23 protein-coding genes are annotated in these 24,915 nt (G+C 55.7%); all 23 read left to right on the top strand.

Going from position 1 to position 24,915, the window contains the following annotated elements:
* The first annotated feature begins 54 nt into the window (after positions 1–54).
* Positions 55–1,068 carry an NADH-quinone oxidoreductase subunit NuoH gene (gene nuoH / locus TH5_RS05365; RefSeq protein ID WP_062948568.1) on the top strand — a complete coding sequence of 338 codons (1,014 nt, stop codon included), beginning with the start codon at positions 55–57 and terminating at the stop codon, positions 1,066–1,068.
* Positions 1,069–1,100: 32 nt separating this feature from the next.
* Positions 1,101–1,589 (top strand): NADH-quinone oxidoreductase subunit NuoI, encoded by a 489-nt coding sequence (nuoI, locus tag TH5_RS05360; protein WP_114120998.1) that lies wholly within the window; start codon positions 1,101–1,103, stop codon positions 1,587–1,589.
* Between the two features lie 80 nt (positions 1,590–1,669).
* Positions 1,670–2,278 (top strand): NADH-quinone oxidoreductase subunit J, encoded by a 609-nt coding sequence (locus TH5_RS05355; RefSeq protein ID WP_114120997.1) that lies wholly within the window; start codon positions 1,670–1,672, stop codon positions 2,276–2,278.
* Positions 2,278–2,586 carry an NADH-quinone oxidoreductase subunit NuoK gene (nuoK, locus tag TH5_RS05350; protein WP_007089416.1) on the top strand — a complete coding sequence of 103 codons (309 nt, stop codon included), beginning with the start codon at positions 2,278–2,280 and terminating at the stop codon, positions 2,584–2,586. The genes TH5_RS05355 and nuoK overlap by 1 nt, the downstream gene beginning before the upstream one ends.
* A gap of 7 nt (positions 2,587–2,593) precedes the next feature.
* On the top strand, positions 2,594–4,600 hold the full coding sequence (nuoL, locus tag TH5_RS05345; protein WP_114120996.1) for an NADH-quinone oxidoreductase subunit L: 2,007 nt from the start codon (positions 2,594–2,596) through the stop codon (positions 4,598–4,600).
* 6 nt (positions 4,601–4,606) lie between these two features.
* Complete coding sequence (locus tag TH5_RS05340) at positions 4,607–6,124, top strand: NADH-quinone oxidoreductase subunit M (RefSeq protein ID WP_114120995.1); 1,518 nt, start codon at positions 4,607–4,609, stop codon at positions 6,122–6,124.
* A gap of 11 nt (positions 6,125–6,135) precedes the next feature.
* Positions 6,136–7,575 carry an NADH-quinone oxidoreductase subunit NuoN gene (nuoN, locus tag TH5_RS05335; RefSeq protein ID WP_114120994.1) on the top strand — a complete coding sequence of 480 codons (1,440 nt, stop codon included), beginning with the start codon at positions 6,136–6,138 and terminating at the stop codon, positions 7,573–7,575.
* 2 nt (positions 7,576–7,577) lie between these two features.
* Entirely contained in the window at positions 7,578–8,336 is a 759-nt protein-coding gene (locus TH5_RS05330; protein ID WP_114120993.1) for a biotin--[acetyl-CoA-carboxylase] ligase, read from the top strand.
* A gap of 35 nt (positions 8,337–8,371) precedes the next feature.
* Entirely contained in the window at positions 8,372–9,154 is a 783-nt protein-coding gene (locus TH5_RS05325) for a type III pantothenate kinase (RefSeq protein WP_085643374.1), read from the top strand.
* A gap of 85 nt (positions 9,155–9,239) precedes the next feature.
* The gene (locus TH5_RS05320) at positions 9,240–10,916 is read left to right on the top strand and encodes a ribonuclease J (protein ID WP_208638403.1); all 1,677 of its coding nucleotides are present in this window, start codon (positions 9,240–9,242) and stop codon (positions 10,914–10,916) included.
* A 102-nt stretch (positions 10,917–11,018) separates the two neighbouring features.
* A complete protein-coding gene (gene mce / locus TH5_RS05315; RefSeq protein ID WP_062961463.1) occupies positions 11,019–11,423 on the top strand; it encodes a methylmalonyl-CoA epimerase in 405 nt (134 codons plus the stop codon).
* 54 nt (positions 11,424–11,477) lie between these two features.
* Entirely contained in the window at positions 11,478–11,717 is a 240-nt protein-coding gene (locus tag TH5_RS05310) for a DUF1467 family protein (protein WP_062948587.1), read from the top strand.
* Between the two features lie 432 nt (positions 11,718–12,149).
* A complete protein-coding gene (locus tag TH5_RS05305) occupies positions 12,150–12,701 on the top strand; it encodes a hypothetical protein (RefSeq protein ID WP_244204821.1) in 552 nt (183 codons plus the stop codon).
* A gap of 176 nt (positions 12,702–12,877) precedes the next feature.
* Positions 12,878–14,197 carry a proline--tRNA ligase gene (gene proS, locus TH5_RS05300; RefSeq protein ID WP_114120991.1) on the top strand — a complete coding sequence of 440 codons (1,320 nt, stop codon included), beginning with the start codon at positions 12,878–12,880 and terminating at the stop codon, positions 14,195–14,197.
* A 98-nt stretch (positions 14,198–14,295) separates the two neighbouring features.
* Entirely contained in the window at positions 14,296–15,546 is a 1,251-nt protein-coding gene (locus TH5_RS05295) for a lipoprotein-releasing ABC transporter permease subunit (RefSeq protein WP_114120990.1), read from the top strand.
* A complete protein-coding gene (locus tag TH5_RS05290) occupies positions 15,539–16,273 on the top strand; it encodes an ABC transporter ATP-binding protein (RefSeq protein WP_062948593.1) in 735 nt (244 codons plus the stop codon). Before TH5_RS05295 ends, TH5_RS05290 begins: the two co-directional genes overlap by 8 nt.
* A 99-nt stretch (positions 16,274–16,372) precedes the next feature.
* Positions 16,373–19,858 (top strand): DNA polymerase III subunit alpha, encoded by a 3,486-nt coding sequence (dnaE, locus tag TH5_RS05285; protein WP_114121060.1) that lies wholly within the window; start codon positions 16,373–16,375, stop codon positions 19,856–19,858.
* A gap of 235 nt (positions 19,859–20,093) precedes the next feature.
* On the top strand, positions 20,094–20,876 hold the full coding sequence (gene rpsB, locus TH5_RS05275) for a 30S ribosomal protein S2 (RefSeq protein ID WP_062948597.1): 783 nt from the start codon (positions 20,094–20,096) through the stop codon (positions 20,874–20,876).
* Between the two features lie 85 nt (positions 20,877–20,961).
* A complete protein-coding gene (gene tsf, locus TH5_RS05270) occupies positions 20,962–21,885 on the top strand; it encodes a translation elongation factor Ts (RefSeq protein WP_062948598.1) in 924 nt (307 codons plus the stop codon).
* Positions 21,886–22,051: 166 nt separating this feature from the next.
* A complete protein-coding gene (gene pyrH / locus TH5_RS05265) occupies positions 22,052–22,783 on the top strand; it encodes a UMP kinase (protein WP_062948600.1) in 732 nt (243 codons plus the stop codon).
* A gap of 2 nt (positions 22,784–22,785) precedes the next feature.
* A complete protein-coding gene (frr, locus tag TH5_RS05260) occupies positions 22,786–23,349 on the top strand; it encodes a ribosome recycling factor (protein WP_062948601.1) in 564 nt (187 codons plus the stop codon).
* Positions 23,350–23,351: 2 nt separating this feature from the next.
* The gene (locus TH5_RS05255) at positions 23,352–24,092 is read left to right on the top strand and encodes an isoprenyl transferase (RefSeq protein ID WP_114120989.1); all 741 of its coding nucleotides are present in this window, start codon (positions 23,352–23,354) and stop codon (positions 24,090–24,092) included.
* Positions 24,079–24,897, top strand: a complete 819-nt coding sequence (locus tag TH5_RS05250; protein WP_244204820.1) for a phosphatidate cytidylyltransferase — start codon at positions 24,079–24,081, stop codon at positions 24,895–24,897. The genes TH5_RS05255 and TH5_RS05250 overlap by 14 nt, the downstream gene beginning before the upstream one ends.
* Positions 24,898–24,915: the final 18 nt, after the last annotated feature.

Raw genomic sequence — 24,915 nt, 5'->3', positions numbered from 1 at the left:
CCGCAAGGGGGTGTCCCAATTCAGGGACGAAACGCAAAAGATACGGTTTGACCGATGGAACTTCTTTGGGACGGATATATTGAACCGCTGGTCTGGATCGTCGCCAAGATTTTGGCGATTGTTGTCCCGCTGCTGGTTGCTGTCGCCTATCTGACCTATGCCGAGCGCAAGGTCATCGGTGCGATGCAGTTGCGCAAGGGCCCGAACGTTGTGGGGCCGTTTGGTCTTCTGCAACCGCTGGCCGATGGTCTGAAACTGTTTCTGAAAGAAACAATCGTTCCGACCAGTGCCAACAAGGGCGTGTTTATCATCGCCCCGATGCTGACTTTCATTCTGGCGATCATTGCCTGGGCGGTTATTCCGTTCGACGAGGGCATGGTTCTGGCGGATCTGAATGTCGGTATTCTGTACCTGTTCGCGATTTCATCGCTGGGTGTTTACGGCATCGTGATGGCCGGTTGGGCATCGAACTCCAAATACGCCTTCCTTGGTGCGCTGCGTTCCGGCGCCCAGATGGTTTCGTACGAGATTTCGATTGGCCTGATCATCATTTCTGTTCTGCTGACCACCGGTTCGCTGAACCTGAGCGATATCGTTCGCGGACAGGGCGGCGGTATCTGGGAATGGAACTTCATCTATCACCTGCCGATGTTTGTGGTCTTCATCGTGTCGATCCTTGCTGAAACGAACCGCGCGCCGTTTGACCTTCCGGAAGCGGAAGCCGAACTGGTGTCGGGTTATAACGTCGATTATTCGGCGATGACCTTTGCGCTGTTCTTCCTGGGTGAATACGCGAACATGATCCTGATGAGCGGTCTTTGCGCCGTTCTGTTCCTGGGGGGCTGGACCGCGCCGCTGCCGGTTCTTGATTTCATCCCGGGGCCGATCTGGTTCATTCTGAAGATCTGCTTCGTTCTGTTCATATTCCTCTGGGTGCGTGCGACATTCCCGCGTTACCGCTATGACCAGCTTATGCGTCTGGGTTGGAAAGTCTTCCTGCCGCTGTCATTTGCCTGGGTCATGCTGGTCGCCACGTTCCTGGTTGCTTTTGACAAGGTCCCGGCCTGATCGCCGCGCATCGGATAAGAGAGAGGTAAACGATGTCATTTATTGATCGGACGGCCCGGAGCTTCCTGCTGGTGGAACTCGTTTCCGGCATGGCGCTCACCCTGAAATACATGTTCAAGCCGAAGGTGACGCTGAACTATCCGTATGAAAAGGGTCCGCTTAGCCCGCGTTTCCGTGGCGAACATGCGCTGCGTCGCTATCCCAACGGGGAAGAGCGTTGCATTGCGTGCAAACTTTGCGAGGCGATCTGTCCCGCGCAGGCCATCACCATCGAGGTTGAGCCGCGCGACGACGGTTCGCGTCGTACGACGCGCTACGATATCGATATGACGAAATGCATCTATTGTGGTTTCTGCGAGGAAGCCTGCCCGGTGGATGCAATCGTTGAAGGTCCGAACTTCGAGTTCGCAACCGAAAACCGCGAGGAGCTTCTCTATGACAAGGACAAGCTTCTTGAAAATGGCGAGCGTTGGGAAGCCGAGCTTGCTGCACGATTGGAGGCAGACGCACCTTATCGGTAAGTGTCGCGTCTGATCGTATAAAGAGAGTTCATGGGCCGCTTCTGCCATTGGGGCGGGGCGGCTCGCCAAGGGGGTACCTTATGGTCGTACAGGCTTTGGCTTTTTACCTGTTTGCTACTGTCGCGGTTCTGTCCGCGACTGCGGTTGTGACCGTTCGCAACCCGGTGCATTCGGTACTGCTGCTGATTTTGACATTTTTTAACGCAGCCGGGCTTTTCGTCCTGCTGGGTGCTGAGTTTCTCGCCATGCTGCTCGTCGTCGTCTATGTCGGCGCGGTCGCGGTTCTGTTCCTGTTCGTCGTCATGATGCTCGACATCAACTTTGTCGAGATGCGCGAAGGTTTCCTCAACTATCTGCCGATCGGGGTTCTGATCGCGCTGGTGCTGTTTGTGGAACTGGCGTTTGTCGGCGCGGGCTGGGCACTGTCTGATGACAAGGTTGCGGTTCTGGCGCATCCGACGCCCGCCGGACTGACCAATGTCGAGGCGCTTGGCCAACTGATCTACACCGATTACGCATACATCTTCCAGGCCGCCGGTCTGGTGCTGCTTGTTGCGATGATTGGCGCAATTGTCCTGACGCTGCGTACCCGTGAAGGTGTCCGCCGTCAGAAAATCTCCGAGCAGGTCAAACGCGATCGCGCTGACACGCTTGAAGTCAAAAAAGTTCCGGTCGGTAGGGGGATCTGATGGAAATCGGTCTTGCACATTATTTGACCGTCGCGGCGATCCTTTTCACACTCGGGATCTTTGGCATCTTCATGAACCGCAAGAACGTCATCATCATCATGATGTCGATCGAGCTGATGCTGCTGGCAGTCAATATCAACCTTGTCGCGTTCTCGTCGTTCCTTGGCGATCTCGTCGGACAGGTCTTCACCATCTTCGTCCTGACCGTTGCCGCCGCCGAGGCAGCGATCGGTCTTGCGATCCTGGTGGTCTATTTCCGTAACCGCGGCACGATTGCGGTTGAAGACATCAACATGATGAAGGGGTAAGGCAGATATGTATCCTCTGATTGTATTCCTGCCCCTGATCGCTGCCACGATCGCAGGCATCATCACGCTGGCCGGCGCCATGTCGTCCACGTCCGATGCCGGTCACGGTCATGACAGCCACGGCCATCATCACGGTGTTTCGACGTCTGATCGCATTTCCCAGCTGATTACGGTTGGCGGTGTGGTGACGGCCTTCATCATTTCGATTTTTGCCTTTGTCGATGTTGCCCTTGGCGGCAACCCGATCACGGTTCAGCTGTTTACCTGGATTTCTTCGGGCAACTTCACGGCTGAATGGGCGCTTCGTTTTGATACGCTGACCTGTGTCATGCTGATCGTTGTGACGGGTGTGTCGTCGATGGTGCATATCTATTCCATCGGTTACATGTCGCACGATCCCGACAAGCCGCGTTTCATGGCGTATCTGTCGCTGTTTACCTTTGCCATGCTGATGCTGGTGACCGCAGACAACCTGATCCAGTTGTTCTTCGGCTGGGAAGGGGTGGGGCTTGCGTCCTATCTTCTGATCGGTTTCTGGTATTCCAAGCCGTCGGCATCGGCCGCTGCGATCAAGGCGTTCATCGTCAACCGTGTTGGTGACTTTGGCTTCGCCCTTGGTATCTTTGCGGTTTACGTCCTGTTCGATAGCGTTCAGTTCGATGTGATCTTTGGCAATGCCGAGGAAGTTGCCGGAACGACCCTTTTGTTCCTTGGTCACGAGTTTTCGGCGCTTGAGATCACCTGTTTCCTGCTGTTTATCGGTGCGATGGGCAAATCGGCACAGCTTGGCCTGCATACGTGGCTGCCTGATGCGATGGAAGGCCCGACGCCGGTTTCCGCACTTATCCACGCGGCAACCATGGTGACGGCCGGTGTGTTCATGGTCGCGCGCCTGTCGCCGATCTTTGAGTATGCCGAAACCACCCTTGCCATCGTGACGGTTGTCGGTGCATCGACCGCGTTCTTTGCCGCGACCATTGGTTGCGTTCAGAACGACATCAAGCGCGTGATCGCCTATTCGACCTGTTCGCAGCTTGGCTATATGTTCTTTGCCTGCGGTGTGTCGGCCTATTCGGCAGGCGTGTTCCACCTGATGACGCACGGCTTCTTCAAGGCGCTTCTGTTCCTTGGTGCCGGTTCGGTGATCCATGCGATGTCCGACGAGCAGGACATGCGCAAGATGGGCGGCATCTATAAGATGGTTCCGCTGACCTTTGCGGTGATGATGGTTGGTACGCTTGCGATTACCGGTTTCCCGGGGCTTGCGGGCTTCTATTCCAAGGACCTTGTCATCGAAAGCGCGTTTGCGGCACATACCGCAGTCGGGACCTATGCCTTCTGGGCCGGTATCCTGGCGGCACTGATGACGTCGTTCTATAGCTGGCGCCTGATCTTCATGACCTTCTTTGGCACCCCGCGTGCGGACGAGCGGACCATGGCACATGTCCATGAAAGCCCGGCTGTCATGACGCTGCCGCTTCTGTTCCTGACCATCGGTGCAATCTTTGCCGGCTGGTTCGCCAAGGACTGGTTCGGTGGTGGTGACTATGAAGAGATGCTGGCGTTCTGGAACGGCGCGATCTTCATGGCCGAAGGTCATCAGGCCCTTGAACATGCACACCATGTTCCGGGCTGGGTCAAACTGGCACCGTTTGTTGCCATGGTATCGGGCTTTGTCATCGCCCTTGTGATGTACAAGCTGGTTCCGTCGCTGCCGCGTCAGTTGGCCAACACCTTCAATGGTCTGTACCGCTTCGCGCTGAACAAATGGTACTTCGACGAACTTTACGACAAGATTTTCGTCAAGCCTGCCTTCTATCTTGGCTATGGCTTCTGGAAATCGGGCGATGGTGCATTGATCGACGGTGTCGGTCCGGATGGTGTCGCCGCAGCATGCCGTAACATTGCACGTCGTGTCAGCGCCCTTCAGAGCGGTTTCGTCTATCACTATGCGTTTGCGATGCTGATCGGTATTGCCGCCTTGGTGTCTTACACAATTTGGAAGATGGGTTAACGGGCGATGAGCGATTATCCAATTCTTTCGATCGTCACCTTTTTACCGTTGATCGGCGCACTGTTCGTGCTGCTGATCCGCGGGGAAGAGGCGAATGTCGCCCGCAACTCCCGATGGGTTGCTTTGTGGACGTCGGGTTTCACCTTTGTGGCATCGCTGATGCTGTGGGTGAATTTCGATAGCACCACGGCCGATTTCCAGTTCGTTGAAAAAGCCGACTGGATGCCGGGCCTGAACATTTCCTATCACATGGGCGTGGATGGCATTTCGATGCTGTTCGTCCTTCTGGCGACCTTCCTGACGCCGATCTGCATTCTGTCGGCTTGGGAAGCGATCCAGAAACGCGTGAAGGAATACATGATCGCGTTCCTGATCCTGGAAACGATGATGGTCGGTATGTTCAGCGCGCTTGACGGTCTGCTGTTCTACCTGTTCTTCGAAGGCGTTCTGATCCCGATGTTCATCATCATCGGTGTATGGGGCGGTCAGCGTCGTGTTTATGCAGCCTTCAAGCTGTTCCTTTACACGCTGCTGGGTTCCGTTCTGATGCTGGTGGCGCTGCTTGCGATGTATTTCGAAGCGGGCACCACCGACATCCCGACACTGATGGCGCACGGGTTTAGCTATAATATGCAGCTTTGGCTGTGGCTGGCGTTCTTTGCATCCTTTGCCGTCAAGGTACCGATGTGGCCGGTTCATACATGGTTGCCCGATGCCCACGTTGAGGCACCGACCGCCGGTTCGGTGATCCTGGCGGGTGTTCTTCTGAAAATGGGTGGTTACGGTTTCCTTCGGTTCTCGTTGCCGATGATGCCGCTGGCGTCCGAAACCTTTGCCCCGCTGGTGTTCACGCTGTCGATTGTGGCGATCATCTATACGTCGCTGGTCGCGCTTGCACAGCAGGACATGAAAAAGCTGATTGCCTATTCGTCGGTTGCCCATATGGGTATCGTCACGATCGGTGCGTTCACCTTTAACCAGCATGGTATCGAAGGTTCGATCTTCCAGATGTTGAGCCACGGTGTGGTTTCCGGTGCATTGTTCCTGTGTGTTGGTGTGGTTTATGACCGCATGCATACCCGCGAGATCGATGCCTATGGCGGTCTTGTGCACCGTATGCCGGGTTATGCCGTCATCTTCATGTTCTTTACGATGGCGTCTGTCGGTCTTCCGGGGACGGGTGGTTTCGTTGGCGAAATCCTGGCATTGCTGGGCGCGTTCGAAGCCAATACCTGGGTGGCATTCTTTGCCGCGACCGGTCTGATCCTTGGTGCGGCTTATGCGCTGTATCTTTATCGCCGCATCGTGTTCGGGGCCCTTACCAAGGAAAACCTTAAGTCGATCCTTGATATGAGCCCGCGTGAATGGCTGATCTTCGCACCGCTGGTGATCATCGTTCTGTGGATGGGGGTCTATCCGGTCTCCTTCCTCGACATCATGCATGTTTCGGTTGAACACCTCGTCAACCAGGTCGAAACGGCGCAGGCTGCCGCAGCTCAGGCTGCGCAGCTGGCGGCGAATTGAGGGGAATGAACATGGGAGTTTCTATGCTCAACCTCGGGGCGGCATTGCCCGAAATCTTTATGGCCGTTTCGGCCCTGGCCCTTCTGATGCTTGGCGTTTTCGCCGGCAAGGACAAGGCATTCCGCACCGTTTCGTGGCTTGCGGTTGCAGCCCAGATCGTCGCCCTCGTGCTGGTGGTTCTAGGTGACGGCGGGGTGGCGTTCTATGGCCAGTTCACGGCCGATGCCTTTGCCAAATTCACCAAGGTCATGATCCTGATCGGTTCGTCGATTGGTATCGTGATGGCAATGAATTATGCCGAACGCGAAAACATGTCCCGGTTCGAATTCCCGATCCTGATCCTGCTTGCCACACTTGGCATGATGGCGATGGTATCGGCGACCGACATGCTGTCACTGTATCTTGGCCTTGAGCTTCAGTCGCTGGCACTTTACGTGATCGCAGCGATCCGCCGCGACACGGTTCGCGCCACGGAATCGGGCCTGAAATACTTCGTTCTGGGGTCGATTGCGTCGGGCATGCTGCTGTATGGCATGTCGATGGTCTATGGCTTTACCGGTTCGACCAACTTTGCCGTTCTTGGCGATGTGATCAGTGCAGGCGGCCTTTCGGTCGGGACGCTGGTTGGTCTGGCCTTCATGTTTGCCGGTCTGTGCTTCAAGGTTTCCGCGGTTCCGTTCCATATGTGGACCCCGGACGTCTATGAAGGTGCACCGACCCCGGTGACGGCGTTCTTTGCCGTCGCGCCGAAGATTGCCGGTCTGGCACTGTTCGTTCGTGTTGCGGTTGGCCCGTTTGCCGGTGTTGTCGAAGACTGGCAGCAGATCATCGTTCTGGTGTCGATCCTGTCGATGGCATGGGGGTCGTTCGCGGCGCTCCGTCAGGACAATATCAAACGTCTGATGGCCTATTCATCCATCGGTCACGTCGGTTTCGCACTGGTCGGTCTGGCTGCGGGAACGTCCGAAGGTGTGCAGGGGATTCTGGTTTATCTGGGTATCTACCTTGTCATGAACCTTGGTACCTTTGCCGTGATCCTCTCGATGCGTCGCAATGACCGCATGGTCGAGGAAATCACCGATCTTGCCGGTCTGGCCAAAACCAAGCCGCTGATGGCTGCCGTTACCGCGATCCTGATGTTCTCGATGGCCGGTATTCCGCCGCTTGCAGGGTTCTTTGGCAAGTTTTACGTGTTCAAGGCAGCGGTTGATGCCGGTCTTGTGACGCTGGCGGTGATCGGTCTGGTGACCTCGGTCGTCAGTGCCTATTACTATCTGCGGATCATCAAGGTGATGTATTTCGACGAGCCGGTCGAAGCGTTCGACAAGAACGGCACCGAGATGAATGTGATCATGGCGGTTGCGACGGTCATTCTTCTGGCTTTCGTTTTCTTCCCGAACCCGTTGATGGATAGTGCCGGCGTTGCCGCGACGGCCTTGCTCGGGCAGTAAGGATGACCAAGCCGACGATCCGGCTTCCGGAAGGTTTTTACCTTCATGAACTGGAAGTGATCGACAGCACCAATGAAGAGGCGAAACGCCTTGCTGATGAGGGCGCCCATAGTGGCGCCCTTATTTGGGCCCGCCAACAGACATCGGGCAGGGGACGGCGCGGCCGCGCATGGTCATCCCCGGTTGGCAATCTTTATTCTTCCCTTTTGCTGCGTCCTGATTGTCCGCTTTTTGAAGCAGCCAAACTGACATTCCTGATTGCGGTCGCAATGGCCGAGGCGATTGAGCTGGTCAGTGGCAACCGGATCAGACCGGATTGCAAATGGCCCAATGACCTGATGGTCAATGGGCGCAAGATTTCGGGTATTCTTCTGGAAAGTGCATCGAACAACGGTTCGGAAACCGATTATCTGGTGATCGGTGCCGGTGTGAATGTTGCATTTTATCCCGATGATGCCGAACGTCCGGCGACGTCGCTTTCAGCCCTTGGCGCGCCGGTATCGGTGGGGGAACTTCTTTCGGCCTATGTCGCGCGGGTGGCAAGCTGGCTGCCGGTCTGGGAAACGCAGGGGTTTGCCCCGGTGCGCGAGGCGTGGCTGACACGTGCATACGGTATGGGTGAGCCGGTGATTGCGCGTCTGACCGAAAGAACGCTTGAGGGAACGTTTGTCGGGCTTGATGATGATGGATCGCTTGTTCTAAGAGAAGCAGGCGGAACCGAGCATCGCGTCGGGGCTGGCGAAGTGTTCTTTAAAGCATAAATAAACACGGGACGATAACGGGGAGACGAAACATCATGTTGCTGGCGATTGATGCCGGGAATACCAACATCGTTTTCGCGGTGTTTGACGGCGATACGATCAAGGGGCAGTGGCGCTGCTCAACGACGGTTGAGCGCACGGCGGATGAACTTGGCGTATGGCTGCATCATCTGTTTACCCTGTCGGATGTGCCCAAGGATGCGATTACGGGCGCGATCATCGCGACCGTGGTTCCGGCGGCCGAATTCAGCCTTAAAACCCTGTGCCGGCGTTATTTCAATGTCGAGCCGATGGTGGTCGGCGATCCGGCGGTTGATCTGGATATGAAGATCATCATGGATCGCCCAAGCGAGGTCGGTGCCGACCGGCTGGTCAATGCGGTTGCGGCCCACAAGCTTTTTGGCGGGCCGCTTGTGGTGCTTGATTTCGGGACGGCAACCACGTTTGACGTGATCGATGAAGAAGGCAATTACCTTGGCGGTGTGATTGCGCCGGGCGTGAACCTTTCGATCAAGGCGCTCCATATGGCGGCCGCCCAGTTGCCGATGGTCGCAATTGAGGCACCGCGCAACGTGATTGGCAAAAACACGATTGAAGCGATGCAGTCCGGGGTTTATTGGGGCTATGTCGCGATGATCGAAGGGCTTCTGGCGCGCATTCGCAAGCAGCAGGGCGTTGATAACATGAAAGTTGTCGCGACCGGCGGGCTGGCACCGCTGTTTACCAAGGCGGTTGACGAGATCGAACATCTGCATGGTGATCTGACGATGCTGGGGCTTTTGATGATTTATCGCCGCAACAGCGAAAAATCGAACTAGACTGTTAACCGACAATGACTGTGAAGTGACGCGGGTGCGCCCCGTGATCGTGTTTCTCACCGCTGAAAGACAAGGGTGATCATCCGTGGATTTGTATTTGCCGAAAGACGAATTGCTGTTTGTGCCGCTGGGAGGATCTGGCGAAATTGGCATGAACCTCAATTTGTACGGATATGACGATCAGTGGCTGATGGTCGATATGGGCGTGTCCTTTGGCGAGGAAGGATTGCCCGGTGTCGATGTTGTCATGCCCGATCCGTCCTTTATCGAGGAACGCAAAGACAAACTTCTTGGCCTTGTTCTGACGCATGCGCATGAGGATCACCTTGGCGCGGTGCCATATCTTTGGCCGCGACTGAAATGCCCGATCTATGCCACCCCGTTTGCCGCCGAATTCCTTAAGGCCAAACTGGCGGAAACCGATTTTGCCGATCAGGTGCCGATCCATGTGATCGAGCTTGGCGGACGGTTCAAAAAAGGGCCGTTTGATATCGAATTCGTCACAATGACCCATTCGATCCTGGAACCCAACGCGCTTGCGATCCGCACCCCCAAGGGGCTTGTGGTGCATACCGGCGACTGGAAATTTGACCCCGAGCCGCAGATTGGCGAGGCATCCGACGTCAAGAAGCTTGAGGCGCTTGGCGATGAAGGGGTCATGGCGCTGATTTGTGATTCAACCAACGTTTTTTCCGAGGGTAAAACCGGATCGGAAGGCGATGTTGCCAAGAACCTGTCGAAACTGTTTGCCGAAACGCCGCAGGGCCGGATTGCGGTTGCGTGTTTTGCGACGAATGTCGCGCGGTTGCAGTCGATTGTTGAAGCAGCACATGAAAACAACCGCTGTGTCGGGCTTGCCGGGCGGTCATTGAACCGTGTGACCGAAGCTGCGCGGGCGGTTGGCTATCTGACATCCTATCCGAACCTTTTGACCGATGAAGACGCCATGGAGGTCCCCAAGGATCAGGTATTGCTGATCTGTACCGGGTCGCAGGGCGAACCGCGTGCGGCAATGTCGCGCATTGCCAAGGGCGATCATCCGACCGTGCAGCTTGATCCGGGTGATACGGTTGTATTTTCGGCGCGTGAAATTCCGGGCAATGAAAAATCCATCGGCTATATCCAGAACCTTCTAATCCGGCGCGGTATCCGCGTGATTACGGCGCGTGATGAACCTATCCATGTTTCGGGCCATCCGGGCAGGCAGGATCTGGCGCGGATGTATCAGTTGACCCGGCCCAAAATTCTTGTGCCGGTGCACGGCGAAACCCGCCATCTGTGCGAACAGGCTGCCCTTGGTGCGGAATGCCAGATCCCTGAGCAGGTGATCCCGCATGATGGCACGGTCATTCGCCTGTCGCCGGGCAGTGCGCATGTGATTGGCGTTGCCGAAAGCGGGGTGCTTTGCCTTGATGGCGGGCGGTTGCTTAAACGGGATTCCGATACCATCCGCAACCGCAATCGCATCGTCTGGAACGGTGTGATGTTTGTGACCGTGGTGCTGAACCAGTTTGGTGAAATGGTCGGCGAGCCGATGATCACGGCACCGAGCCTGTTTGACGAGGACGGCGATGATGTCCGCCTTGATCATTTTGCCGCCGAGATCGGCAACCGGGTCGATCAGCTTGACGATGACGAGGTGCTGGACGATGCCGCGGTGATCCTTGCGATCCGGCAGGCATTGCGCCGCCCGGTGCGCCAGCGGCTGGGCAAGCGGCCACTGATTGAGGTGCATCTGGTTCGCGTCAACGAGAAGAACTAGCCAATCCGGGAAGGCGCGTACGACCAAAAGGGCAGTTGTCTTTGGTATTGTGCGCGTCCTAGATTGGCGGTGATCGGGCAGATCACATTGCAGGAGTAGAACATGATTGGACGGCTGAACCATGTGGCGATTGCGGTGCCGGACCTTGAGGAAGGTATCCGGCTTTATCGTGATGTGCTGGGTGCGAAGGTTTCCGACCCGCAGGACGAGCCTGATCATGGGGTGACTGTGGTATTTGTCGAACTGCCCAACACAAAGATCGAATTGCTTTATCCACTGGGCGAGGGATCACCAATTCAGGGGTTCCTTGACAAGAACACATCGGGCGGCATTCACCATGTCTGCTATGAGGTTGAGGATATTCTGGCGGCGCGCGATCAGCTTTTGAAAAATGGCGCGCGCGTGCTGGGCACGGGGGAGCCCAAAACCGGTGCGCATGGCAAGCCGGTTCTGTTCCTGCATCCCAAGGATTTCAATGGGACGCTTGTTGAACTTGAACAGGTTTAAGTTTGTTTCTCTCCATATCGGCCCTTCTTCCCGCAACCAAGAAAAGAGTGCAGCATGAACTGGTTTTCCGCGATCCTTGTTTACATCGTGATCTGGTGGCTGGTGCTGTTCATGGTGTTGCCGGTTGGCGTGAAGCGCGAGGAAAATGTTCAGCCCGGCCATGATAGTGGCGCGCCGCAGAAACCGCATATGTGGAAGAAGGTTCTGGCGACCAGCCTGATTTCGGCAATTTTGTGGGTGGTGGCGTATTTCGTGATTACGAGCGGCATGATCGAAGTCCGGCCGCCGCAATGATCGGGTGGCCACATTCAAAAACAAACCCCGCACATTTGTTGCGGGGTTTTTGTTTGCAGGGCTGCAAAAAGATCGGGGAAGGGAGGCGGAAAACGCACCAATCGGGAAGAAGCCAAAAAAAAAGCAAGATCACAAGGATCTTGCTAAGATGCTATTTTTATAGCTGTTTTCCCGTAATCTTTTTTTGCTTCCTCCTAAGACCTGGGCACTTGGCACAGGTTTTATTTCGACGTCGCGCCTGCTTCTTGTATGCTTATTGGCAACAAAGCCTCCCGCAATTTTATGAGCGGCTGCGATACATCTCCCGCAACGATCTTGCGCCGTTAGCGGAGGATCAAAAAGCCACATATTTCACTTTTGTGCAAGATGTTTTGACCAAAATTCACAGATGATTCGATGTTGCATCGCACATAAATAGGATGGACCGGCGATATGAAGGATTTTGTAACGACCCGCTCTATGAAAATCGGGATTTATCCTGTGAATTTCATGGTTTCGATGTTTGTTGCTGGCGTGATCATGACCGGTGCGGGGGGCGTTTGGGCACAAAGCGACTCCCCCTTGCCGGGGCCGGCGGCGGGTGAAAATGCCGCATCGGACGGGGCAGGTGCTGCGAGTGCTGAGAAGGCGAAGCCCACCATCACGGTCACGCGGTCGGCCTGTCGGGAACTGGTCAGCCATGTGCCAGATGACGACGTGGCCTATAAACCCGGTGTCGATGTTTATGGCCGCAAGGTCGCCCCGGCCGATCTGGATGGCGGCAACCAGATACTGAATTCGCTGCCCAAGGAAATCGAATTTCCAGTGACGATTGATTTCTTTGAATATGCGGGGATTTCGGTGCCGGACGGGATCAGCGGCGAGTCCAATATCGGCAAGATCACCTATCGCAACGGGCGGGTTTATTTCAACGATACGCCGCTTGGCAACGAGGCGGGACAGGATGAACTGGCGGCGGCATGCCGGGCGGCAGGGTTCCGTTAAGGTTGTACCTGAAAAAGCCCGTGTGTTTTCGCAAACCTGCCACGATTGGGCGCTAGATCACGTCTTGCCGATATAAAGCAAGTTCCGGCTTGCGTTTCGGGCTGTGCTGTCGCATTTTCCGGGCAAGGTCTTTTGTATACCTGATATTTTTCAGCTTTGATCATCACGAGGCATTGATGCGTCTTTCCCAGTTCTTTCTGCCGACCCTCAAGGAAACACCGGCAGAAGCACAGATCGCTTCCCATCGACTGATGCTGCGTGCCGGTATGGTGCGCCAGCTTTCGGCGGGGATTTATTCCTGGCTGCCGCTTGGCTATCGCGTGCTTAAAAAGATCGAACAGATCGTGCGCGAAGAGCAGGACGCGATTGGCTGCAACGAAGTGCTGATGCCGACCATTCAGCCAGCCGAACTTTGGCAGGAAAGCGGACGGTACGAGGATTACGGCCTTGAAATGCTGCGCATCACCGACCGTCATGACCGCAAAATGCTGTTTGGTCCGACCAACGAGGAAGTGATCACCGATATCTTCCGCAAGGATGTCCGGTCCTATAAGCAGCTTCCGCAGATGCTGTATCATATTCAGTGGAAATTCCGCGACGAGATCCGCCCGCGCTTTGGCGTGATGCGCGGCCGCGAATTCCTGATGAAGGATGCGTATTCGTTCGATGTCGATTACGAAAGTTCGCGGCACGCCTATAACAAGATGTTTCTGGCCTATTGCCGGACCTTTACCCGACTTGGCGTGAAGGCGATCCCGATGGTGGCCGATACCGGCCCGATTGGCGGCGATCTTAGCCATGAATTCATCATTCTGGCGGAAACCGGCGAAAGCGAAGTGTTCTGCGACAAGAAGTGGCTGGACAAGGACCTGACGGGCAGGGGTGTTGATCTGAACGATCGTACCGGGCTTGAAAACTGGGTCCAGACGACGCTTGAAGATTACGCGGCGACCGAAGACAAGCATGATCCGGCCAATAGCCCGATTTCCGGTGACGACATGATCGCGACGCGCGGGATCGAAGTCGGCCATATCTTCCATTTCGGTGCGAAATATTCCGAGCCGATGGGGGCCACCATCCTTGGCCCGGACGGCAAGGAAGTGCCGGTCCAGATGGGATCATACGGCATTGGCGTTTCGCGCCTTGTCGGCGCATTGATCGAGGCATCGCACGACGAGAACGGCATCATCTGGCCGGAATCGGTTGCGCCCTACAAGGTTGGCCTGATCAACCTGCGCACGGGTGATGATGAATGTGACGCGGCCTGCGAAGACGTTTATGCCAAGCTGCATAACGCCGGGATCGAAGTGCTTTATGATGACCGCGACATCCGTGCGGGCGGCAAATTTGCCGATATGGACCTGATCGGTCTGCCTTGGCAGATCGTGATTGGCCCGAAAGGCCTTAAAGCCGGTGTGGTCGAGCTTAAAAACCGCAAATCCGGCGAGCGGATAGAAGTCACGCTTGAAGCCGCACTTAACCAGATCGGCGCCTGATAACGATTTTGCAAACGGGGCAGCCTTGGCTGCCCCGTCCTGATTTCCGGAATTCTTTCCGATACGCTTCCATACGCTTCCACGAGGATCATTTGCGCATGTTCAGTCCGTTCGAACGTCTGGTGGCTTTCCGCTACCTGCGTCCCCGTCGGCAAGAAGGCTTTGTTTCCGTCATCGCCATCTTTTCGCTGCTTGGCATCATGCTGGGCGTTGCGACCCTGATTATCGTCATGTCGGTCATGAACGGGTTCCGGGCCGAATTGCTTGGACGTATTCTGGGACTGAACGGGCATATATCGGTTTATGCGCAAAGTCCGGATGGTCTGCCCAATTATGATGCGATTGAAAAGAAGATCGCGGAAACCGGCAATGTCACGCTTGTGACCCCGGTGGTCGAGGGGCAGGTGATGGCATCGAACAATGGCCGCGCATCCGGTGCCATCGTGCGCGGTGTGCGGGCGGCTGACCTCGCCAAACGTCCGACGATTGCGGACAATATTGTTTTTGGATCGCTGGACGATTTCAAGGGCGAGGATACCGTGATCATGGGTGCACGCCTTGCCATGAAGCTTGGCGTCGGGGTAGGTGACAATGTCAATCTGATCTCGCCCAAGGGCAATGTGACGGCGTTCGGCTCCGTGCCGCGTGTGCGGGCCTATAAGGTTGTCGGGCTGTTTGATATCGGCATGTATGAATATGACAGCGGCTTTATCTTCATGCCGCTGGATGCCGCCCAGATTTATTTCCGCCTGCCGGAAAAGATCAGCCATTTTGAAGTGATGCTTGAAGACCCGTCGCGTCTGTCGTCGAGCATGAATGATCTGCTGTCGAACCTGTCGGGGGAACATCTGCGGCTGGTGAATTGGCAGCAATCAAATTCAAGCTTTTTCAATGCGTTACAGGTTGAACGTAATGTGATGTTCCTGATCCTGACGCTGATTATTCTGGTGGCGGCATTCAATATCATTTCGGGCATGGTGATGCTGGTGAAGGACAAGGGCCGCGATATCGCGATCCTGCGCACGATGGGGGCCACACGGTCATCGGTGATGCGCATCTTCTTCCTGGCCGGGGCATCCATCGGGGTTGTCGGTACGTTAAGCGGGCTGATCCTTGGCGTTCTGTTCTGCCTGAATATCGAAAATATCCGCCAGTTCATCCAGAGCCTGACCGGGGCGGACCTGTTTAATGCGGAAATCTATTTCCTGTCGCAGCTTCCGGCTGACATGGACGTCAGCGAGGTGGTTCTGGTCTGTGTGATGTCCCTGACCCTGTCGTTCCTGGCGACGGTTTATCCGGCATGGCGTGCATCGCGCCTCGATCCGGTGGAGGCGCTGCGTTATGAGTGATATGGTCAAGAAAACCGCGCAGGAACGTGCACAGAAAGTCGTCCTGCGGCTTGAAAAGATTGATCGCGTCTTCAATCAGGGCCCCGATCAGCTTGAAATCCTGAAATCCGTTGATCTTGAAATCCATCAGGGCGAGATCGTCGCCCTTGTCGGGCCATCGGGGGCGGGTAAATCGACCCTGCTTCAGATTGCGGGCCTGCTTGAGAAGCCTGATCGTGGCATGGTTTCGATTGGCGGGAAACGCAGCACGGACCTTTCCGATCTGGCGCGCACCGAGATGCGCCGCAAGCATATCGGTTTCGTTTATCAGTATCATCATCTGCTGCCGGAATTTTCAGCGATTGAAAACGTCGTGATCCCGCAGATGATCAATGGCCTGAAACGGCCGGATGCGACCGAACGCGGGCTTGAACTGCTGCGCTGTCTTGGTCTTGAAAAACGGGCTGAACATCGCCCGGCGCGGCTTTCGGGCGGGGAACAGCAGCGGGTGGCAATTGCGCGTGCGCTTGCCAATGTACCCGATGTGCTGTTTGCCGACGAGCCGACCGGCAACCTTGACCCGCATACCGCCGAAACCGTGTTCGGGATGTTGATGACGCTGGTGCGTGAAACCGGTCTGGCGTCGCTGATTGCGACCCATAACCCGGAACTGGCGCGCCAGATGGACCGGGTTGTGACCCTGCGTGACGGGCATCTGGTCGAACTTGATCCCGATACCCTTTCGTAATCCGTCGAAATTCTTTAAGTTAGCAGAGCACCGCGCCCCGGAGTGATCCGGGGTGGCGGTTTTCCTGCCTTTGCCATTCTTTTTCCGGGGTTTTCTGAAATGGAAAACGGTTTCGTCCATCTTCGTGTTCACACCAACTATTCGCTTGCCGAAGGTGCCATCACGACGAAGGAACTGGCAAAGATGTGCGAGGCGGATGGCCAGCCCGCGGTTGCGATGACCGATAGCGATAATATGTTCGGCGCGCTTGATTTTTCCGGTGTGATGAGCGGGGCGGGCGTGCAGCCGATCCTTGGCGTGCAGATCGGTGTTGAACGGTTTGGCGACCAGCCGGTTGTTGGCAGGATTTCGCGTGAACCCAACCCGGACAAGCTGGTTCTGATCGCAAAGAATGAGCGGGGGTATTTCAACCTTCTGAAGATCGTTTCGCGGGCACACATGACCAGCGAAGCAGGCAGCGAGCCCAAGGCGCTTTATGATCATATCGAACAATACAGTTCCGACATCATCTGCCTGACTGGCGGGCCGACCGGGCCGCTGGCACGGTTGATTGCCGAGGGGCAGCTTGAGGCGGCGACCGAATGCCTGAACAAGCTTTCGGGGATATTTGGCAACCGGCTTTATATCGAATTGCAGCGCCACGGCGAGCCGATCGAGGAAAAGGTTGAGCCGGGTCTGATCAAGCTGGCCTATGATCACAATATCCCGCTGGTCGCGACCAATGACTGCTTTTTCCCCAAGGCGGAAATGTATGAAGCCCACGATGTGTTTGTCTGCATCGGGCAGGGTGCGGTTGTTGGGCAGGAAGACCGTTGGCGCCTGACACCGGAGCACCGGTTCAAGACTGCCGCCGAGATGCGCGAGCTTTTCGCCGACATTCCCGAGGCCTGTGACAACACGTTGACGATTGCCAAGCGGTGTTCATGGCATGTCGAGAAAATTGATCCGATCCTGCCGCCGTTTGATTGCGGCGAAGGCCGCACCGAGGTCGACGAGCTGCGCCATATGTCCGAGGAGGGTCTTAGAGGCCGCCTTGCGAAATATGTCTTTACCGAAGATATGACGGATGCGCAGAAGGAAGAAATCGCCAAACCCTATTGGGAACGCCTTGAATACGAGCTTGGCATCATCAATCAGATGGGGTTCCCGGGTTACTTCCTGATCGTTGCGGACTTTATCCAGTGGGCCAAGGATCATGAAATCCCGGTTGGACCGGGCCGTGGTTCGGGTGCGGGGTCGCTTGTTGCTTATGCGCTTCTGATTACCGATCTTGATCCGCTGCATTTTTCGTTGCTGTTTGAACGCTTCCTGAACCCGGAACGCGTATCCATGCCTGACTTCGACGTCGATTTCTGTCAGGACCGGCGCGGCGAGGTGATTGAATATGTGCAGCAGAAATACGGCCATGACCGTGTGGCGCAGATCATCACATTCGGTAAATTACAGGCCAAGGCCGCTGTACGTGACGTTGGCCGTGTTCTGAGCATCCCGTATGGCTATGTCGACAAAATCTGCAAGATGATTCCGGGGGACCCGGCCAAACCGATCCCGCTTAAGGAAGCCATCGACATGGAGCCGGACCTGCGTCGGATTGCGCGCGAAGACCCGGATATTGACCGGCTGCTGTCCATCGCAATGCAGATCGAAGGACTTTATCGTAACTCGTCGACCCACGCCGCCGGGGTGGTGATCGGCGACCGTGACCTTGATGAACTTGTGCCGCTTTATCGTGATCCGCGATCCGATATGCCGGTGACCCAGTTCAACATGAAATATGTTGAAAATGCCGGTCTGGTGAAGTTCGACTTCCTCGGTTTGAAAACCCTGACGGTGATTATCGAGGCCGTCAATTTGATGCGGCTTCGCAAAGATGTCCCACAAGGCTTTGATATCAGTGCCATTCCCCTTGATGATCGGGTGGCGTTCAAGCTGCTTTCGGCGGCCGAGACGGTCGGTGTGTTCCAGCTTGAATCGCAGGGCATGCAGGACGTTCTGCGTGGGCTGAAGCCCGATACGATCGAAGATATTATCGCTGTGGTGGCGCTGTATCGTCCGGGCCCGATGGATAATATCCCGCATTACATTGCGCGTAAGCATGGTCAGGAAGAACCTGATTACATGCACCCGATGTTGCAGCCGATCCTCGAAGAAACCTATGGCATCATGATCTATCAGGAACAGGTCATGCAGCTTGCCCAGACGATGTCGGGCTATTCGCTTGGCGGTGCGGACCTGTTGCGGCGTGCGATGGGTAAAAAGATCGCCGAGGAAATGGAAAAGCAGCGGTCGCTGTTTGTTGACGGGGCGGAAAAGAACGGGGTGCCGCGCGGGCAGGCATCCGACATCTTTGATCAGGTTGCCAAGTTCGCATCCTATGGCTTTAACAAATCGCACGCGGCGGCCTATGCGTTGGTGGCGTATCAGACGGCGTATCTTAAGGCGAATTATCCGGTCGAGTTCATGGCCGCGCTGATGACGCTTGATATGCACAACACCGAAAAGCTGGCGATTTTCAAGCAGGAAGTCGAACGGCTTGGCATCGAAATCCTGCCGCCCTGCATCAATAATTCGCAAGTGGCGTTTTCGGTCGAAAATTATGATGGGGTTCGCAAAATCCGTTATGCACTGGCAGCGGTGCGTAACGTTGGTGATGCCGCGATGGAAAGCCTTGTTGCGGAGCGCGAGGCGAATGGTCCGTTCAAAGACCTGACCGATTTCGCATCGCGCATCGATAGCCGGGCGGTCAACAAGCGGTTGCTTGAAAACCTTGTGCGGGCAGGGGCACTTGATTGCCTGACGACGAACCGCAAGGTGATGTTTGAGCATGTCGACCGCGTGATGGCGGTTTCCCAGCGCGAAATGCAGGCGCGCAACAATGACCAGATTTCTATGTTTGGCGAGGATACCGGCTTTGGCAAGGATGCCATCCGGTTGCCCGATGAACGCGACTGGGTGCCGATGGAAAAACTGACCGAGGAATTTTCGGCCATCGGTTTTTATCTTTCGGCCCATCCGCTGGATACCTTTGGCAAAAGTCTTCAGCGGATCGGCATTGCGCCGATCAAGGAACTTCCGGCCCGCATGCGCGCCCAGAACAAGGGATCAATCAAGCTTGCCGGGACGCTGATCAATGCGCGTGAAATGATTTCCAAGAAAAACGGATCAAAATTCGCGTTTGTGATGTTTTCCGATCCGACCGGCAGTTTCGAGGTCGCGTTCTGGGCCGAGGCATGGGCCGCCTACAAGGAAATCATCAATGCCGGACGACCGGTATTGCTGGTGGTGGCAGCCGAAATGCGCGAGGGGCAGCTTCGCATCCAGGGGCAGAAGGTCGAAGACCTTGAGCATGCGGTTTCAGGGGCTGCCGAGGGTATCCGCATTCGACTGAACCGGCCTGATCCGGTGGCGGAAATCCGCGAACTGCTTGAAAAAGCGGGGAAAGGGCGTGGTCTGGTCAGTCTTTCGACGGTGTGTGCCGACGGCCGTATTGCCGAGGTCGAGCTTGAAGATACCTATAAGGTCGGGCCGTCCCTTATCGGAGCTGTCGGGGCCATTCCGGGTGTCGAACTGGCCGAGGAAATCTGATTGGCGCGGGCAGGCGGAAATTGTGATCGGGCTTCGGGTTCACTTTCCGGCGGTTTGAGCGTACTTTAAGGCTTGCATTCTTTGCAGGAGGGGGCTAAAACCCGCCCCGAACATCGCACGCGGGAGCGTGGCGAATAATGCTTTATGCAGAAATTCGTCCATCCGGTGTTTCACGCAAGCTGGCGTGAAATTCCCTTCCGCGGAGGTATTAACCGGAAAAAGGTAGGAATTTATCATGGCTTTGCCAACCTTTACCATGCGTCAGCTGATGGAAGCTGGCGTCCACTTTGGTCACCACACCCGCCGCTGGAACCCGAAGATGAAGCAGTTCATCTTTGGTGCACGCAATGACATTCACATCCTGAACCTTCAGGAAACCGTTCCGATGCTGCATCGTGCGATGCAGGCCGTTCGTGACGTCACCGCAGGTGGTGGTCGCGTTCTGTTCGTCGGTACCAAGCGTCAGGCATCCCCGGTCATCGCGGAAGCTGCGAAGCGTTGCGGTCAGTACTATGTGAACCATCGCTGGCTCGGCGGCATGCTGACCAACTGGAACACCGTTTCCAACTCGATCAAACGCCTGAAAGAACAGGACGAGATCCTGTCTGCCGGTGCAGAAGGTCTGACCAAAAAAGAAATCCTGAACCTGACCCGTTCGCGCGACAAGCTTGAGCGCGCGCTTGGCGGTATCAAAGACATGGGTGGTCTTCCCGACATCATCGTCGTGGTCGACACCAACAAGGAAGCACTTGCTGTTCACGAAGCCAAGAACCTGAACATTCCGGTTGTTGCAATTCTGGACTCCAACTCGGATCCGGCAAACGTTGCTTACCCGATCCCGGGCAACGACGATGCGATCCGTGCGATCCAGCTTTATTGCGACCTGTTCGTTGGCGCGGTTCTGGATGGTATCCAGCAGGAAATGACTGCTTCTGGCGCGGATCTCGGTGAATCCGAAGAAGTTCCGGCTGAAGCCGCTGCTGTTGAAGAAGCCGCTCAGGAAGCAGCTTCCGCATAAGTTTCATTTTGTACCTGATGAAACGGCGGCTAGCATGCCGCCGTTTCTTTAGGTGTTCACTGATCGCGTAATAGGGGCTTTAAAAATGGCTATTACCGCTGCTCTGGTTAAAGAGCTTCGCGAAACCACCGGCGCTGGCATGATGGATTGCAAAAAGGCGCTGTCCGAAACCGAAGGTAACCTTGAAGCTGCCGTTGACTGGCTTCGTACCAAAGGTCTTGCTGCTGCTGCCAAGAAAGCCGGTCGTGTTGCCGCCGAAGGTCTGGTGGGTGTTGCTGTTAACGGTACTTCCGGTGCCGTTGTCGAACTCAACTCCGAAACCGACTTCGTTTCGCGTAACGAAGACTTCCAGAAATTCGTCGCAGAAATCGCAAACCAGGCCGTTTCGGCCAATGGCGATATCGATGCGCTGAAAGCAACCCCGTTCCCGGGTACTTCGCGTAACGTCGAAGAACAGGTTACCCACATGATCGCCACCATCGGCGAAAACATGAACCTGCGTCGTTCGGCTGGTATCTCGGTCGAGAAGGGTGCTGTTGCGTCCTACATCCATTCCGCGATTGCGCCGAACCTCGGCAAGATCGGCGTTCTGGTTGCACTCGAATCCGAAGCTGATGCGAGCGTTCTTGAAGGCCTTGGCAAACAGATCGCAATGCACATTGCAGCAACCAACCCGGCTTCGGCCACGGTTGACGATCTGGATCCGGAACTGGTCGAGCGCGAGAAAGCCGTTCTGACCGAACAGGCCAAAGAATCGGGCCGTCCGGCTGAAATCATCGAAAAGATGATTGATGGCCGTATCCGCAAATATTACGAGCAGGTCGTTCTGGTCGAGCAGACCTTCGTGATTGACGGCGAAAGCAAAGTCAAAGACGTGATCGCAAATGCCGCAAAAGACGCTGGCAAACCGATCACCCTTAAGGGCTTTGTCCGCTTCGAACTCGGTGAAGGCATCGAGAAAGAAGAAAAAGACTTTGCTGCAGAAGTTGCTGAGCAGCTGAAGAAATAAACATCTGATCGAAATGGTGCGTCGTGTGTCATTTCGTGTATGATCCCAGACCGGCGAGGTCGGCAGCGCATAATCGCCCTGTTACTCGCCGGTCTTTTTATATCTGAATTTTGCTGAACCGGGTTTCGGGACAGTTTGAAATATCGGCAGTAAGAGGCAATCCAACATGGCAGAAAACGGCCAACTGAAATTTCGTCGCGTCCTTCTGAAACTTTCGGGCGAGGGGCTTCTGGGAAAACAGCAATACGGGATTGATCCCGAGACGGTTGACCGGATCGCAAGCGAAATCAAAGCCGTTCATGACATGGGTGCCGAGGTTTGCATGGTGATTGGCGGGGGGAACATCTTCCGCGGGGTCAAGGGGGCATCCCAGGGCATGGAACGTGCCACGGCCGATTATATGGGCATGCTGGCCACCATCATGAATGCCCTTGCGGTTCAGAACGCGCTTGAGCGCCACGGGGTCCAGACCCGCGTGCAGTCCGCCATTCCGATGTCATCGGTTTGTGAGCCCTATATCCGCCGTCGCGCGGTACGCCATATGGAAAAGGGCCGGGTGGTGATTTTTGCCGCCGGTACGGGCAACCCGTTCTTTACAACCGATACGGCAGCGGCACTTCGCGCGGTTGAAATGGGCTGCGACGCGTTGCTTAAGGGGACGCAGGTTGACGGGGTTTACACCGCCGATCCGAAAGTTGACCCGACGGCGGAACGCTATGATTCGCTGACCTATATGGAAGTTCTTGCCAAAGATTTGCGTGTTATGGATGCATCGGCTATTTCATTGGCACGCGAAAATGATATTCCGGTTATTGTATTTTCTTTGCATAATCCGGGCGCATTTGCCGACGTGGTTTGTGCAAATGGTACGTTTACGATTATTTCGAATGGAGACTGAAGGTGTCTGACGTTGCTGGCCTGAAAAAAGACCTTGCCCGCCGTATGGAAGGGGCTGTCGAAGTTTTGCACAAGGAATTCACCGGGCTCCGGACCGGGCGGGCCAGTGCAAACCTTCTTGAACCGGTCATGGTTGAAGCCTACGGCGTACCGACCCCGCTTAACCAGGTTGCGTCCGTCAGTGTTCCGGAATCGCGTATGCTTTCGGTTCAGGTCTGGGACAAATCGATGGTTAAATCGGTCGAAAAAGCGATCCGTGATTCAGGTCTTGGCCTGAACCCGGCGGCTGATGGTACGCTTGTTCGCGTGCCGATTCCGGCATTGAACGAGGAACGCCGTGCGGAACTGTCCAAGGTTGCCGGCAAATATGCCGAGCAGGCCCGTATTTCTGTCCGTAACGTCCGTCGCGACGGCATCGACCAGATCAAGAAATGGGAAAAGGACAGCGTGATCTCGAAAGATGACCTCCATAACGAGGAAAAAGAGATCCAGAAGCTGACCGACAAGGTCATTGGCGAGATCGACGAAGCGCTCGCCCATAAAGAACAGGAAATCATGCAAGTCTGATCATGACGGTGCTGGCATCTCAACCCAACCCTTCAGATTTGCAGGTCGTGCCGCGTCATGTTGCCATCATCATGGATGGCAACGGGCGCTGGGCGAAGCTGCGTGGCAAGCCCCGCACGATGGGACATCGTTCGGGGGTTGACGCCGTGCGTCGCACGGTTGAAGCCGCGGCAGAAATCGGTATCGAGTATCTGACCCTTTACGGATTTTCGACCGAAAACTGGAAGCGTCCGGAAAGTGAAGTCAGCGACCTGATGGGCTTGTTGCGGCTGTTCATCAAACACGAACTGGCAACCCTGCACAAAAACGGTGTCCGTATCCGGATCATCGGGGACCGCACACGTTTTGATGACGATATTCGTGTTCTTCTCGCTAATGCCGAGGAACGCACGCAGGGCAATACCCGTTTGAACCTGACCATTGCGCTGAGTTATGGTGCGCGGGCGGAAATCACCGATGCGGTAAGGCTGATTGCGCAGAAGGTTGCGGCCGGGGAAATCCGGCTTGATGCCATCGACGAAAACATGGTCGAGGCGCATCTGACGACGGTTGGAATGCCCGATCCGGATCTGCTGATCCGGACCAGCGGCGAACAGCGCATCAGCAATTTCCTGCTTTGGCAGTCGGCCTATACGGAGTTCGTGTTCGATCAGGTTCTTTGGCCCGATTTCGGACGTGAACATCTTGAAAAAGCGATAGAAAACTTTGCCGGACGGGAGCGGCGTTTTGGTGCAGTCATCTGAAGCCCGACGCCAGGAAGATACAAATTCAGGATTGAAGCCACGGGTTATTTCCGCATTGGTCATGACCCCGGTCGCCGTTGCGGCAGTGTGGTTCGGTTCCCCGTATTTCGAGTTTCTCGTCTTTCTGTTTTCAGTTGGCATGATGTGGGAATGGACGCGGATGTGCGTTCCCGGTCATGTTAATTCGATTTCGATTGTTGCTGCCTCGGCGCTTGCGGTTGCCATGCTTTTGCTGACAACCGGGGAATATCCGTTTGTCCTGCTGTCGATATTCGTCAGTGCGGCAACGGCATCTCTTCGACCGGGCAAGGACCGGTTTCTGGCGGCATTTGGCATCGTTTATGTATCGTTTGCGGCACTGGCGGCACAGTGGCTGCGCAGCATGCATGGTGATGGCCTGTTGCTGATCATGTGGCTGTTCTTTCTGGTGTGGGCGACGGATACCGGAGCCTATGCCTTTGGCAAGGCGATTGGCGGTCCGAAACTGGCCCCGCGTTTCAGCCCCAAGAAAACCTGGGCTGGTCTGATTGGCGGCATGCTGTGTGCGATGGTGATCGGCGGGCTGATCACCTATTTCAGCAGCAGTGAGATCCCGGTTTCGATTGTTCTGGCAAGTGCGGTCCTGGCGATTGTTGCACAGGTGGGGGATCTTGGGGAATCAGCGCTTAAACGCCATTTCAAGGTCAAGGACAGCAGCCACCTTATTCCGGGGCATGGCGGGCTGCTTGACCGTGCTGACGGGATGTTGTCGGTTTTTCCTGTCGCGTTTGTTATTGTGTATTTCATTGGATTGTCGTTGCGCTAGGGCTTGGACCCTGGAGGC

The organism is Thalassospira xianhensis MCCC 1A02616 (genome assembly GCF_003326475.1).
Classification (GTDB): domain Bacteria; phylum Pseudomonadota; class Alphaproteobacteria; order Rhodospirillales; family Thalassospiraceae; genus Thalassospira; species Thalassospira xianhensis.
Note: the sequence above shows the minus strand (reverse complement) of the source record. Positions and strands in the feature narration are given on the sequence as shown.

Excerpts from the sequence above, each read along its gene's own strand:
- nuoH (WP_062948568.1), top strand. The coding sequence starts at position 55 with ATGGAACTTCTTTGGGACGGATATATTGAACCGCTGGTCTGGATCGTC.
- nuoI (WP_114120998.1), top strand. The coding sequence starts at position 1,101 with ATGTCATTTATTGATCGGACGGCCCGGAGCTTCCTGCTGGTGGAACTC.
- TH5_RS05355 (WP_114120997.1), top strand. The coding sequence starts at position 1,670 with ATGGTCGTACAGGCTTTGGCTTTTTACCTGTTTGCTACTGTCGCGGTT.
- nuoK (WP_007089416.1), top strand. The coding sequence starts at position 2,278 with ATGGAAATCGGTCTTGCACATTATTTGACCGTCGCGGCGATCCTTTTC.
- nuoL (WP_114120996.1), top strand. The coding sequence starts at position 2,594 with ATGTATCCTCTGATTGTATTCCTGCCCCTGATCGCTGCCACGATCGCA.
- TH5_RS05340 (WP_114120995.1), top strand. The coding sequence starts at position 4,607 with ATGAGCGATTATCCAATTCTTTCGATCGTCACCTTTTTACCGTTGATC.
- nuoN (WP_114120994.1), top strand. The coding sequence starts at position 6,136 with ATGGGAGTTTCTATGCTCAACCTCGGGGCGGCATTGCCCGAAATCTTT.
- TH5_RS05330 (WP_114120993.1), top strand. The coding sequence starts at position 7,578 with ATGACCAAGCCGACGATCCGGCTTCCGGAAGGTTTTTACCTTCATGAA.
- TH5_RS05325 (WP_085643374.1), top strand. The coding sequence starts at position 8,372 with ATGTTGCTGGCGATTGATGCCGGGAATACCAACATCGTTTTCGCGGTG.
- mce (WP_062961463.1), top strand. The coding sequence starts at position 11,019 with ATGATTGGACGGCTGAACCATGTGGCGATTGCGGTGCCGGACCTTGAG.
- TH5_RS05310 (WP_062948587.1), top strand. The coding sequence starts at position 11,478 with ATGAACTGGTTTTCCGCGATCCTTGTTTACATCGTGATCTGGTGGCTG.
- TH5_RS05305 (WP_244204821.1), top strand. The coding sequence starts at position 12,150 with ATGAAGGATTTTGTAACGACCCGCTCTATGAAAATCGGGATTTATCCT.
- proS (WP_114120991.1), top strand. The coding sequence starts at position 12,878 with ATGCGTCTTTCCCAGTTCTTTCTGCCGACCCTCAAGGAAACACCGGCA.
- TH5_RS05295 (WP_114120990.1), top strand. The coding sequence starts at position 14,296 with ATGTTCAGTCCGTTCGAACGTCTGGTGGCTTTCCGCTACCTGCGTCCC.
- TH5_RS05290 (WP_062948593.1), top strand. The coding sequence starts at position 15,539 with ATGAGTGATATGGTCAAGAAAACCGCGCAGGAACGTGCACAGAAAGTC.
- dnaE (WP_114121060.1), top strand. The coding sequence starts at position 16,373 with ATGGAAAACGGTTTCGTCCATCTTCGTGTTCACACCAACTATTCGCTT.
- rpsB (WP_062948597.1), top strand. The coding sequence starts at position 20,094 with ATGGCTTTGCCAACCTTTACCATGCGTCAGCTGATGGAAGCTGGCGTC.
- tsf (WP_062948598.1), top strand. The coding sequence starts at position 20,962 with ATGGCTATTACCGCTGCTCTGGTTAAAGAGCTTCGCGAAACCACCGGC.
- pyrH (WP_062948600.1), top strand. The coding sequence starts at position 22,052 with ATGGCAGAAAACGGCCAACTGAAATTTCGTCGCGTCCTTCTGAAACTT.
- TH5_RS05255 (WP_114120989.1), top strand. The coding sequence starts at position 23,352 with ATGACGGTGCTGGCATCTCAACCCAACCCTTCAGATTTGCAGGTCGTG.